Below are 12,526 nucleotides of genomic sequence, written 5' to 3' on the forward strand. Positions count from 1 at the left end.
CCTGGCCAGTGCTCCACATGATTTTCACTCCACTATGCGATTGATCAATCTTTTTGAATCAGCGATTAATATTGAATCCATTTGATCGCTTCTTTAATGCTCGCTTTCTTGCCATACATAAGAATTCCCACTCGGTAAATCTTGGCTACCAGCCAGACCATGATGCCGATCGAAAGTATCATGGTGACAATCGAAACAATCGCCCCAGAGGGAAAAACTGGATCGCTCACGGCAATGCGCGTGAACATTAACAGCGGGGTGAAAAATGGGATCAGCGAGGTCCAAAGGGCCATCGGTGTCTCGGGGTTTTTGGCCACTGAAAACATGATAAAATAGCTGATCATTATAAGAAATGCCAGAGGCATCTGATATTGTTGGCCCTCGTCCTCGGTCGTAACCATAGCCCCAACGGCGGCAAACAGGGTTGAATAGAAAATAAAGCCAAGCAGGAAAAAGAGCACCATGAAAATAAACACTGCTGGCGAGAAATGAATTTGCTTTAATACTCGGAACAGTTCTGGAATATTAACCCCCATTTTGACAAACAGAGATTCTCCAAAATGAACGATCGCCAGGATAATCAGGCCCATTAAAATTAATTGGACCAAACCTAACCCGCAAATGCCGATAATTTTGCCCACCATCAACTCGACTGGCTTAACAGATGAAATGATCGTTTCAGTGATCCGTTGGCTCTTTTCTTCGATAACACTGCGCATTAGCATGGCACCATAAATTATGATCATGAGGAACATGATATAAGTGAGAAAATAGGTTAATACAAAACTCGACACGCCACTTTTTTCGATTTCTCCACTCTCTGTAATCTGGCGACTCACCAGACGCACATTTCCCTGTGCCATTTCCCGCCGGATCACCTCGGACGACAGCCCGATGTTCTCCAATCGGATATTGGTGACGATCCGAGATAAGGCCCGTTCGAAATCGCTTTGTTGTTCAAAATCACTGACGCTTTTGGCCGAATATCGCACCTCTCGGGATTGCACGATGTCTTCTGGTATGATCAGATACCCATCAATCTTATTTTCCATCACCAATTTTTGATAATTTGCCATCGCTTGGTCGAGCTGCGAAGCAGGGACATCCTGTTTGATGAACTGGTATTTCAATTGTCCATTCTTGAGCGTATCGGGTAACTGCCGAACGAGCTCTTCAAAAATCTTTCCAGTTTGATCTACAACGTAATACGTACGACTGGCGGGTTTAAAGAGCACCGAAAAGAGAAAAATCCCACCAAAGATTAAAATCAACATGAGAGGGAAAATCAATGTGCCGATGATAAAACCCTTGGTCCTTGCGCGCGTTAAAAATTCTCTGCCAATAATGGGCATGACTTTTTTGGTTAACATCTTGACCTCCGCACATTTTTGCTACCCTGCTGAAATGATTTTATGCTACCAAATAAACAGGGCGTGATGCAACAGGTGCATAAGAAAAATACCATCGATTGATCTGTTTTTTAGCACGGACTTGAGATAATGTTTTAGCAATATCAAAATCTTCGATTATCAATTTAGTTGAAACTGGGTTGCGTTTTCACTGCTGCCCAATTCGTCTGGTAATATTTAGGCTAAATTGTCTGATATGGTCTGCGTATTACCAACTGTTTCGATAAAGATCTCATTAAGTGATGGCTCTTTAATTTCAAATTTTCTGATTTGGGCATGTCTCATGGCTTCAATCAACAATTTCTGGGGATCAGCGTGCTGTTGCAACTGGATCTCAACAAAATTGCCATAATAGTCATACTTTTTGATCTGATCCGAGGTCCTGAGGAATCCATCATCGCCGTGGAATTCGAGCACCACATTTTCTCGTCCGAACCGCTTCTTGACCTCGGCTAATCGGCCAGAAAGCACATTTTTGCCCTTATTGATCAATAGGATTTCGTCACAGAGTTTTTCCGCGCTCTCCATCAGATGCGTGGAAAAAATAATCGTTGCTCCATTATTTTTTAGCTCCAGCATAATGTCTTTGATAAGATTGGTATTGATTGGGTCGAGTCCCATGAACGGTTCGTCCAGAATCAATAATTTCGGTTTATGGAGAATGGTGCCGATGAACTGAAGCTTTTGCTGCATGCCCTTGGAAAGCTCCTCGACTTTCTTCTTTTTCCATTCCATTAAATCGAGCCGCTGGAGCCAATAATCGATGTCTTTTTGAGCTTCACCTTTCGGCATGGCCTTCAATCGCGCCAGAAAAAGCAGTAGCTCCCCCACTTTCATCTTTCGATATAAGCCCCGTTCCTCTGGGAGATACCCAATATGATTTGAAGCAGTTGTAAAATCGCCATGGTTTAAAATCGAAATGCGCCCAGAGTCTGGGATAATAATATTATTAATCATCCGAATCGTCGTGGTTTTCCCAGCGCCATTGGGCCCAAGCAATCCGAAAATGACGCCCTCGCCGACCTCAAATGAGAGCTGATCAACCGCTTTGAGATTTCCAAAAGACTTGCTAATGTTTTCAACCTGGAGAACTTTCATTTTTTTCCTCACGAAAATTAATGAGCGCTATTCTGAGTCTATTACCAAATATCGAATAGTTGAGTTGCGAAAACATAGGAGTGGGTTTGATATCCGATTCATCTGACTATGATTCAGCTCGCCATAATGATTCGTTTTATTTCTATTTTGATCAGTTAGTACGATTAATAATTAAGGCTTTCGATACGTAGTGAAATCGCTCGGTTTAAGATATTTGGTTTTTGATAATCTCTTTACTCAAAATTAGGGAGAATGTTTCAGTCAAGATCAAAATTGTTATGAAGAAGGTGCTCAATCAAATATTGGCTGGCTGAGGGATAAAGGTGAAATGTAATTGACGGAAAAAATACTTTTTTGGACTCGATAGATCGGACGAAGCTGCCTTCCGAATGGAAGATTGAGCGTTTGAAAAGAATCTAATTTAACCGAAATTGGGCTTGTTTTTCAGATTTTTTTATTCTATATTTAACCTTCAAACTTGATTTGAATGGATGGATTAGAATAGCATTGAATGAGGGCATAGCTACCTCGGGAATTAAGCCAGCCCAATCACCGACTCAACTTGTTTCAGAAGTTCCATCGGGTTTTGGTCCAAGAAGAATTTTATGTTCGAAAAAACGGGTCGATCAAAAACATAGGAGCTTAATATGGCAGAATTTGTCAAGATCATCATTTTTGAAAATGAAATAGAAGCGCGACACCTGGAGGCCATCTTGAAAGAACGCAATATCCCTCATCTCATCAAATCGTATCACGATTTCGCCCTGAATGGTTTGTACCAATTTCAGAAAGGCTGGGGCCATCTGGAGGCTCCAGAGGAATATCGTGACGAGATCGAAGAGATTTGTGATGATTTGATGTCCGATTCCAGCTCAATTGAACAAGAATAATGCTGCAACTGGGCAAAATTTGCTGCATTCAATCGATTGATAAAAGTTTAACTGGCGATCCAAGTTTGCCCCGCTTCAACAGGAATAAAGGCTATTCTGACGATTCAGTTTAAAATCTTTTCTACTTCGACCAGCGAGCTCAAGGGATCGATCTCGATCGAGAAATTCCGTTTTTGAAATACGGCGATCATCCGAGGGTTATCAGTTGTCGTCTGGGCCACAATTTTCTTGACTCCCCAGCTTTGGGCAATTTCGATGCAATAATCGGTAAGCAAGCTTCCTAATCCCTTATCCTGCCAAGCATCAGTGACCAACACAGCGTATTCCGCAGTATTCAGGTCGGGATCGCCCACAAGCCGTCCCACACCAAGGAGCTTTCGGGTGCCATTTTCGTTCAATTCTGCCACAATGGCGATCTCACGATCATAATCAATGAAGCAATACCGCACTGCCACCTCATGATAGGCCCATTGGAAAAAATAACGAAAACGTTGATAGATTGATTCTCTGGAGCAACTGGCCAACATATCCATCCACATTGGTTCATCTTCTGGCTTAATTGGTCGCAGGATAATTGAAGTGCCATTTTTCAAGACGGCGCCGCGAACATATTCTTCAGGATAAGGACGCAGGGCCAAATGAGCGTACGGTTTGATCTCCTTGCCCAGCACACTGCGGTCGATTTGAACTCGGGCATCCAGCGCGATAATTTGTCTCGGCGTAACCAATAATGGATTGATATCCAACGCCTTAATCTCTGGATAATCGGCAGCAAGATAGGACAGCCGGATCATGATTTCAATCAATCCCTCTATGTTCATAGCTGGACGACCGCGATAACCACAGAGCAAGGGCCAAATTTTGAGCGATTCCAACATCCGGCGAGCCAGCCGTTCGTTCAACGGCGGTAGCCCCAAAGCGCGATCACCAAACAGTTCCGCAGTGATGCCGCCAAGCCCCACCATGACGACAGTTCCGAACACCGGGTCCTTTTTGATTCCCAGGATCAATTCGACGCCTTCTTCATCTTGGATCATTTGTTGCACAGTGAAGCCGGTGATTCTCGCATTGGGTCGACGCATGGCAATGGTATTGGACATCTGTCGATAGGCACGGACCAGCGATTCAGCGTCCCTAAGATCCAACATCACGCCGCCAACGTCGGTTTTATGGGGCAAATCTGGGGAGAGGACTTTCAGCACCACTGGGTAGCCAATTTGTTCGGCTATCTTTACTGCTTGCTGCTCCGATCGAACCAGAAAAGGACGGGTCACCGCAATGCCATAGGCATCCAAAAGTTGTTTGGAAACCTCTTCGGTTAAGATCTCTTCTTGTCCTGAAATCATGGCATTGAATTGGGCCCTAAGCTGTTCGCGATCGATAGAGAATTGGACCGGAATATCTTTAGGAGTTTCATAGAGACTTTCGAGATTTCTGGCATAGGCGACCATGGTCATGAACGCACGAACCGCTTGCTCTGGAGTTGAATAGGTTGGAATGCCTCGATCGTTGAGCCAGCGAATCCCATCGCGCATGCTGTGGCCGCCCAACCAGGCTGCAAGCAATGGCTTATTGGATTGTTCTGTCAGTTCGCTGATGCGCTGCGCCGTAAGGGTCGGGTCGGTCATCGCTTGGGGGGTGATGATGATCAATACCGCGTCAACATTTGGATCTTGTAGGACAATCTCTGTAGCGCGGGCGATCCTTTTGGGCGGCGCATCTCCTAATACATCCACCGGGTTGCCATGAGACCAGAAATGGGGTAGACTTTCATTCAGCTTCATAATGGTATCATCTGACAATTTTGCCAAAACACCATGCTCCGCGATCAACGCATCGGTGGCCATGACACCAGGTCCACCCGCATTCGTTACAATTGCCAACCGAGGTCCTTTGGGAATTTTGTGACGTCCCAAGAGCTCAGCCACATCGAAAATCTCTCCAATATTGAGCACGCGGGCGATGCCAGCTCGCTGAAACGCCGCGTCATAAACGGCGTCCTCAGCCGCCATAGCGCCGGTATGAGAAGCCGCGACTTCAGCAGACTCGGGGAAACGGCCTGCTTTGTAAGCAACGATCGGTTTGGTTCGGGCAAAAGCTCTCGCCGCTGTCATAAATTTTCGGGACTGTTCAATCGATTCGATATACAACAGGATCGACTTGGTGGCTTCATCTTCGCCAAAATAATCGATCAAATCCCCAAAATCGACATCAAGCGTATTGCCAATGGAGACGAAATATGAAAACCCGACTTTTTCTTCAAGCGCCCAATCCAGCACGGATGTGCAAAGCGCCCCAGATTGAGAAATGAATGCCACATGCCCCTTCTTGGGCATGCCCTGGGCAAAGCTGATATTGAGATTCTCGCCTGGCACAATGATGCCGAGGCAATTCGGCCCGATGATCCGCATCCCATCGAACCGACTGGCCTCGGAGCGAATCTGCAATTCCAATACTTTGCCTGCCTGCCCGATCTCCCGAAAACCGGCGGAAAGAATGATAATCCCCAAAACGCCATTCTCGCCGCATTGTCGCACAAGGTCGGGAACTTGTTCGGCTGGGCTACAAATCACTGCCAAATCTGGAGTTTTGGGCAAACTTTTCAGATCTGGGTAACATTGAATGCCAAGGACGGCTTCGCTGCTCGGATTCACCGGATAAACCACACCGCGAAAACCTCCTCCCACCAGATTGCTGAGCACTTTGCCTCCAACACTTTTCGGGTTCGGCGTCACCCCTATCAACGCAATGCGCTGGGGCTTGAAAATACGATCCAATTTATGGATATCCAATGCTCACTCCTTATTCAATTAACCATCATGATCTGTACTTTTCTACAAATAAACAAGCACAAGCTTCAATCGCTCGTGATACAAAACCTGCTGTTGCTCTTATTAGCCCTAAATATAGCGAAATCTCCGATCAAATACCACATATTTTTCGCTTGCAAATCTCAAAACTTAGCACTATATTGAGGTTATATGAAAATGACTCTGACATGCTGAAAAAGCGATGACCCATCGCCTCGCGATCGTCGCCCGATGATCATTTTACTCTGTTCAGTTTCATTCTCAACGGGCATAGGTCTTCGCTGCGGCAGAAAATGAAAGGTGAATTATGATGAAAAACTTTTTTTCGCTATTCATTCTTTTGGTTGGGTTAAATTCTATTTTGATCGCTGGCTCGCCCAGTTTTGAGAACCCAAAGCGCTTTACTTCAGAATTCTGGTTTGGCATCCGTTTCCCTGTGGCCGACCAAACCAGCGACGATATGCTCTCTGGCTTTTCACTGCGATTCGGTTTGGGCTATCAACTCACCAAGCACTTTGAACTTTTTAATCTCGCTTTCGATTTCGGCAGTTCGTCGCCTCAGAACCCTGATTACTACTACGATTATTACTACGGGCTGATTCAAGAATCAGTAAATATTTATGGCTTTCCGCTGACGATGCGCTACCGCTTTCAGTTCAAAGATCAGCTCGAAGGGTTTGTTGGCGCTGGCGCTGCGTATTATTGGTTCATTACCCGGCTCGATCACCCCTATTTCGGTGAATTAAAAAGCTCCCGCAAGCGACATGGCCCAGGAACACTCGTTGAAGCTGGGGTATTTACGGACGCATTTAGTGACAAATTGCTGGTTGGACTCATTTCTAATTTCACCTATTTGAAAACTCGAGGAAAAACGCTGACCAAACCAGCCAGCACAGTCGATGAAAAAGTGACACGGATCGATCCATACTTGAGTTTTGCCCTCTGTCTTCGCTATTACCTCGGAAAATAATGCCGGGGCATCTCATGATGACAGCAATATCAGTTTTACATCATACTGGGAATTCGATGACTATGAAATGGCCAAGAGGGTATATTCAGATTTATACTGGCAATGGCAAGGGCAAAACCACTGCGGCATTGGGGCTAGCGGTTCGCGCGGCTGGTCATGGATTGCGGACTTATATCGCCCAATTTATGAAAGGCCAGTTTTATGGCGAACTCGAGAGCTTGCATGGCATTGCTGAGATTACTATTGAGCAATTCGGCAAAAATACGTTTGTCCATATCGATCGGCCCGAACAGGAGGACATCAAAATGGCGCAAGCTGGGCTGGCTAAAGCCTATGAGGCCATGATGTCTGGGCGATTTCAAATTATCATTTTGGACGAGATTTTGGTCGCCATTCATTTCAGGCTGCTCACCCTAAAGCAAGTGATGGAATTTGTCAATAATAAACCGACATCAGTGGAACTAATCTTAACTGGCCGTTATGCCCCAGCAGCGCTGATCGAAAAAGCTGATCTTGTCACCGAAATGGCCGAGGTGAAGCACTATTATCGCCAGCAGGTAATAGCACGCGATGGGATCGAACGATAATCGCTCATTTATTCGTTCGGCCTGATTCGCGATTGTTCAACTCTTCTATGCTTCAAAATTGTAATTCACTTCAAATTGATGCATCAGGTGGAAAACTAATAGGCACTAAGAAAGGGTTCTTTTCAGCTCATTTGAACTGCTTACCTCCCAAGGGGCTTCCATTCAATTTGAGAGTTCAGCAGGAGATTGCATATTTAGTTTATCCTACTGAATCGTAGCAATGAATCATGTTGCTCATTTCCCTGTCATTTCTTTGATGGAGGCAATATCCTTTTCAACGAACAAGAAGCTGAATAAATGCCTAAATTCGGAGAGATAGGAGTTTTGGTTGCAGATAGTTGATCTTTGCAGAAGACTCTTAACGTACTCCCAGTCTCAAGACATTTCGATGCTTGAACTCATCATAGTCAAACAGCGGAGTGATTGTAAATTTAACCAATGAGCGATAATTGAAATACAGCCATTTCGATAAAAATTTCGCTTGACTTTTTCAAAAAAATTAATTATACATTATTTTAGCTAAAGAGGGGACTTAACAGAATCACATATCATGCCGATTTTGAATCCTGTGACAAAGCGGATTGTTCTAGCCAGTCAATCACCGCGGCGGATCGAGCTGCTGAAAAAAGTCATTCCGACATTTGAGATTTGCGCTACCCATTTCGATGAGCCCATGCCTGAGATTTTCAGCCCAGAGCAGTTGGTGATGTCTATATCCATGCATAAAGCGGCTGCAACAGCGCAGCAGATCGATTCTGGGGTCGTGATTGGCGCGGATTCGATCGTAGTCCTTGATGGGAAAATATTGGGCAAGCCTCAGGACCGCAAAGAGAGCTATCAAATGCTAAGCTCATTGAGCGGTCGAGTGCATCGAGTGTACACGGGTTTTTCCATCATCAGTGTCCCAGAGCAGCGCAGCATAAGCGATTATGAAGTCACCGAAGTGAAATTTCGACAGTTGGAGCCATGGGAAATTGAGGCTTACATCGAATCGGGTCAACCCTTCGACAAGGCTGGCGCTTATGGGATTCAAGATGATGCGGCTATTTTCGTTGAGTCCATCACTGGTGACTACTACAACGTCGTTGGTTTGCCGCTTACCAAATTATTTCTTGCCTTGAGGACGATTTTAAACGGGGAAGGAAAAAATTGAGAGAACAGGACCTGATTGCCTTTGGCAATAAGCTGAAAAAGTTTCGAGAAGAACAAAAACTCGATTTGAAATCCATTGCCGAGCGGACCAAAATCAACATCGGCTATCTTAAGAATCTCGAAGAGGGGAATTTCAATTTTCTACCAGAACTTTACGTCAGAAGTTTTTTAAAACTGTATCTTCAACAATTGGGCGGAAATTGGGTGGATTGGCTAGACGAATATGATGACATTCGTGCTCGAAAAAAGGCGAGCGAACCTGTAGTGGTTGCTGAAACAGCAGCACCCGAACCAGCCAAACGCTGGAGCTTGCGGAACCAAATCACCGCAATTCTTGACAGATTGAAACCTTACCTGCGTCAAATGCGCACGGTTTGGATTGGGCTAATCGCCTTGGTTATATTCGTTGCCGTGATTGCATTCATCAAAACTCAAAGCGATGAACCAGTGGTTAGGGCTCAACCCGAAATTGTCAGCGTATTGCCTGATACGGCGATTAGCGATACGAATCAGATCGCAGCGGATAGTAGCCAAATTGTCCCAGCGCCAAAATTTTTAAGTTTAGAGCTAAAAGCTCTAGAGAAAACCTGGTTACAAATTGTAGTTGACGATAGCTTGGCAAAGGAACTTACTTTTGAAAGCGGTGCGAACCAGCGCTGGCAGGCCCGAGAGCGCTTCAAACTACGCATCGGTAATGCAGCCGGAGTTCGGCTGTACCTAAATGGCCAAGATCTGGGGAAGCTGGGACATGCTGGAGAAGTGGTTAAATTCGATTTAACCGAGCAAGGAATTCAAAAGAGCACACTATAATGAAAACCACGAAAAAGTTTACTCTCACAATGAGATGGGCGCTTATTCTTGTGCAAATCGGAATGATACTATCGTGCACTCAGCACCAGCCGAAGATGGATCGCAGCCGCACAGCAATGCCTTCGAGGCTTATCATGACTGGGGAATTAACGGCGCAACAATTATTAGATAATCTGGCAGCATATCGAAGCGGCAAGGTTGCGTATCAGCCCGATCCTGAGGCTCTCTCCGCGCTGCGTTCGCTCGGGTCCGACATTCAGATCCTCGTTTTTTTAGGGACGTGGTGTCCCGATTCGGAGCGGGAAGTCCCACGATTTCTCAAAATTATGGAATTGACAAAAGGTGGGCCAATTAGCTATCAGCTCATCGGATTGGATCGCTCGAAACGAGATGCTTTCGGGCTTGCCGAAAAATATCAGATTGAATTTGTGCCCACATTTGTGGTAATTCAACAAGATGAAGAGATCGGGCGCATTGTCGAATCAGCAACAGTAAGCTTAGAGCAGGATCTGTTAGAAATCATTGAATCTGGAATTGGGAAGAAATAATGCTGCTGCGCGAAGTAAAAGACATCTATATGATCGCCATTTGTGGTACCGCCATGGGTTCATTGGCGGCAATGTTAAAATCTCAAGGGTACAAAGTTTCTGGTTCGGATAGCCATGTCTATCCCCCCATGAGCACCTTCTTAGCTTCCCAGGGTATTCAGGTTTATGAAGGATTTGATCCTGCCCATCTTGATCCAAAGCCAGACCTGGTGATCATCGGCAATGCGATGTCGCGCGGTAATCCAGAGGTGGAGGCAGTGCTCGAGCGAAAAATCCCCTATACTTCGCTCCCAGAAGCACTAAAAAATTTTTTTATTCAGGGCAAAACATCTATTGTGGTGACAGGGACTCACGGCAAAACGACCACGACATCATTGATCGCCTGGTTGTTGGAGTTTGCTGGCAAAGATCCCAGCTTTCTGATTGGTGGGATCCCTAAAAATTTCGGTCAGGGCTTTAAAGTTGGAAATAGCGATCTGTTCGTAGTTGAAGGGGATGAGTACGACACTGCATTTTTCGACAAGGCCGCCAAGTTCTTTCATTATTTGCCCCATATTTTGGTCATCAATAACATCGAATTCGACCACGCCGATATCTATGATAATCTTGATCAGATCAAATTGGCTTTTCGTCGTCTGATCAATTTGGTGCCGCGAAATGGGTTGCTATTGGCCAATCGAGAGGATGCCAACGTGATGGAGCTATCGCCTCGGGCCTTTTGTCCAGTGGAGACATTTGGGCTCGCACCCGATGCCTTTTGGCGCGCCGAGGAGATTCATTTTTATCCTGATCGCACAACCTTCGACATCTTTCAGCGCGACAAAAAATTTGCTACGGTCACTGTTCCTTTGACTGGTTACCATAATATCCGCAACGTCCTGGCCGCAGTTGGGGTTGCCAATCGGCTCGAATTGACACCAGAGGTGATTGTTCCTGGGCTTGCACAATTTCAGAACATTGTCAAACGATTGGAGGTCAAAGGCACGGTCAATGGGGTGACGATTTACGACGATTTCGCTCACCATCCCACCAAAGTCAGATCGACCATTAATGGTCTGCGCTGTCGCTATCCAAAAAGCAAAATCTGGGCGGTCTATGAGCCACGCACTGCGACGGCCAAACGAAAGATCATGGAAGATGAATATGCCAAAGCGTTCGATGAGGCAGATATTATCATTCTTGCGGCGCTGCATTTGCCAGAAAAAGTCCGAGCTGAAGAGCGGATGTCTGTGGAATCCGTCGTCGCCAAACTAACACGACGTCAAAAGGAAGCTTATTACATCCCAACTGTCCCCGAAATCGTCGATTTTATCGTCCCTCGGGTGATGCCTGGGGATCAAGTCTTGATCATGAGCAATGGTGCCTTTGATAATATTCATCAACGATTAATCACAAAGCTAAATGATAGATTTGGAGTGAGATGATAGCAGCTATGGAGAAGAAGAAACGAACGATTCGTCGCAGCGAACAGCGAGTCAACATGAGCAAAATCGATCAAATTCTGATTGATATTCAGCGGAAACTCCGCGATTCACTAGAGCCCTATTGCGTGGAAAATCTCAACAGTTTTGAGCGCAAGAAAATCCATAGTTTTTTCGATACCAAGAAGGATGAATATGAAACCCGAACCTATCGCCAGGGCGATCAATTTGTGCTTAAAGTTATCCCAGTTGGAAATTTGAAACGGTTAGCCAAACAAAATGCTGAAAAAGTGTTGGAAACTGGGGAAACGATCGTGATGCCGTATTTGGGCAATTATGAGCGGTTTATTGTTCATAATTATCTCAAGGACTTTGATGGGATTGAGACGAAAAGCGTGGGTGAAGGTGCTGATCGGCGATTAGAGATTCGGCAAGCAAAATTTGGCCGATCATTGAAAAGGATCATTAAAAAGATCAAAATCCTTTGATCGTGCAAAACTTTTCAATTCAAGCTGTGTAAGAGTTTGCACGACGTTTCAATGGAAAGCGAATTGTACACCATAGCGATTCATTGATTTCAAAGAGTTAACTAACATGAAAAGTAGTTAATGAAATGGCATAATATTTGTTTTTTATCACTCAATCTTGAATATTTCATTCTATCCTGACATTCTCATCAAAATTGTGACCGTTCTTTTGGGCGAACACCGATGCATCAAGTAATGGATTGAAGCATTACTCGCTCAAATGCTTATGAGCTTTAAACGATTAATCGATCGGTGTCAATAGGAATATAGTTCATTGCATAAGCAGCGGAATGGTAATAGGCTT

Annotated in this window: 11 protein-coding genes; 8 read left to right on the forward strand and 3 right to left on the reverse strand. The window is 45.0% G+C overall.

Translation table 11 applies throughout. The features are described 5' to 3' along the window. Positions 1-65: 65 nt before the first annotated feature. A complete protein-coding gene (locus ONB37_07805; protein ID MDZ7400049.1) occupies positions 66-1,370 on the reverse strand; it encodes an ABC transporter permease in 1,305 nt (434 codons plus the stop codon). A gap of 216 nt (positions 1,371-1,586) precedes the next feature. Continuing rightward, a complete protein-coding gene (locus ONB37_07810) occupies positions 1,587-2,507 on the reverse strand; it encodes an ATP-binding cassette domain-containing protein (protein ID MDZ7400050.1) in 921 nt (306 codons plus the stop codon). A 647-nt stretch (positions 2,508-3,154) separates the two neighbouring features. Between ONB37_07810 and ONB37_07815 the strand changes: the two genes are divergently transcribed. Next, positions 3,155-3,397, forward strand: coding sequence for a hypothetical protein (locus ONB37_07815; protein MDZ7400051.1), 243 nt, complete (start codon positions 3,155-3,157; stop codon positions 3,395-3,397). Between the two features lie 104 nt (positions 3,398-3,501). On the opposite strand, the gene ONB37_07820 is transcribed toward ONB37_07815, so the two are convergent. Continuing rightward, positions 3,502-6,189 (reverse strand): bifunctional acetate--CoA ligase family protein/GNAT family N-acetyltransferase, encoded by a 2,688-nt coding sequence (locus ONB37_07820; protein MDZ7400052.1) that lies wholly within the window; start codon positions 6,187-6,189, stop codon positions 3,502-3,504. Positions 6,190-6,514: 325 nt separating this feature from the next. On the opposite strand from ONB37_07820, the gene ONB37_07825 reads away from it, so the two are divergent. The 7 genes from ONB37_07825 (at position 6,515) to ONB37_07855 (ending at position 12,183) form a co-directional block, all read left to right on the forward strand. After that, positions 6,515-7,177, forward strand: a complete 663-nt coding sequence (locus ONB37_07825) for a hypothetical protein (protein MDZ7400053.1) — start codon at positions 6,515-6,517, stop codon at positions 7,175-7,177. Positions 7,178-7,239: 62 nt separating this feature from the next. Beyond that, complete coding sequence (locus tag ONB37_07830; protein ID MDZ7400054.1) at positions 7,240-7,764, forward strand: cob(I)yrinic acid a,c-diamide adenosyltransferase; 525 nt, start codon at positions 7,240-7,242, stop codon at positions 7,762-7,764. Between the two features lie 550 nt (positions 7,765-8,314). Further along, the gene (locus tag ONB37_07835; GenBank protein ID MDZ7400055.1) at positions 8,315-8,917 is read left to right on the forward strand and encodes a Maf family protein; all 603 of its coding nucleotides are present in this window, start codon (positions 8,315-8,317) and stop codon (positions 8,915-8,917) included. Next, entirely contained in the window at positions 8,914-9,726 is an 813-nt protein-coding gene (locus ONB37_07840) for a DUF4115 domain-containing protein (GenBank protein MDZ7400056.1), read from the forward strand. Before ONB37_07835 ends, ONB37_07840 begins: the two co-directional genes overlap by 4 nt. A 134-nt stretch (positions 9,727-9,860) precedes the next feature. Further along, positions 9,861-10,274 (forward strand): thioredoxin family protein, encoded by a 414-nt coding sequence (locus tag ONB37_07845; protein ID MDZ7400057.1) that lies wholly within the window; start codon positions 9,861-9,863, stop codon positions 10,272-10,274. Then, positions 10,274-11,698 (forward strand): UDP-N-acetylmuramate:L-alanyl-gamma-D-glutamyl-meso-diaminopimelate ligase, encoded by a 1,425-nt coding sequence (gene mpl / locus ONB37_07850; protein ID MDZ7400058.1) that lies wholly within the window; start codon positions 10,274-10,276, stop codon positions 11,696-11,698. The genes ONB37_07845 and mpl overlap by 1 nt, the downstream gene beginning before the upstream one ends. Next, the gene (locus ONB37_07855; GenBank protein ID MDZ7400059.1) at positions 11,695-12,183 is read left to right on the forward strand and encodes a hypothetical protein; all 489 of its coding nucleotides are present in this window, start codon (positions 11,695-11,697) and stop codon (positions 12,181-12,183) included. The genes mpl and ONB37_07855 overlap by 4 nt, the downstream gene beginning before the upstream one ends. Positions 12,184-12,526 lie beyond the last annotated feature (343 nt).

This window comes from candidate division KSB1 bacterium, from assembly GCA_034506395.1.
In the GTDB taxonomy this organism is placed as follows: domain Bacteria; phylum Zhuqueibacterota; class Zhuqueibacteria; order Thermofontimicrobiales; family Thermofontimicrobiaceae; genus Thermofontimicrobium.

Bases quoted from the DNA above. Each gene is read 5' to 3' on its own strand.
- ONB37_07815 (MDZ7400051.1), top strand. From the start codon at position 3,155: ATGGCAGAATTTGTCAAGATCATCATTTTTGAAAATGAAATAGAAGCG.
- ONB37_07835 (MDZ7400055.1), top strand. From the start codon at position 8,315: ATGCCGATTTTGAATCCTGTGACAAAGCGGATTGTTCTAGCCAGTCAA.
- mpl (MDZ7400058.1), top strand. From the start codon at position 10,274: ATGCTGCTGCGCGAAGTAAAAGACATCTATATGATCGCCATTTGTGGT.
- ONB37_07825 (MDZ7400053.1), top strand. From the start codon at position 6,515: ATGATGAAAAACTTTTTTTCGCTATTCATTCTTTTGGTTGGGTTAAAT.
- ONB37_07855 (MDZ7400059.1), top strand. From the start codon at position 11,695: ATGATAGCAGCTATGGAGAAGAAGAAACGAACGATTCGTCGCAGCGAA.
- ONB37_07805 (MDZ7400049.1), bottom strand. From the start codon at position 1,370: ATGTTAACCAAAAAAGTCATGCCCATTATTGGCAGAGAATTTTTAACG.
- ONB37_07810 (MDZ7400050.1), bottom strand. From the start codon at position 2,507: ATGAAAGTTCTCCAGGTTGAAAACATTAGCAAGTCTTTTGGAAATCTC.
- ONB37_07830 (MDZ7400054.1), top strand. From the start codon at position 7,240: ATGAAATGGCCAAGAGGGTATATTCAGATTTATACTGGCAATGGCAAG.
- ONB37_07845 (MDZ7400057.1), top strand. From the start codon at position 9,861: ATGACTGGGGAATTAACGGCGCAACAATTATTAGATAATCTGGCAGCA.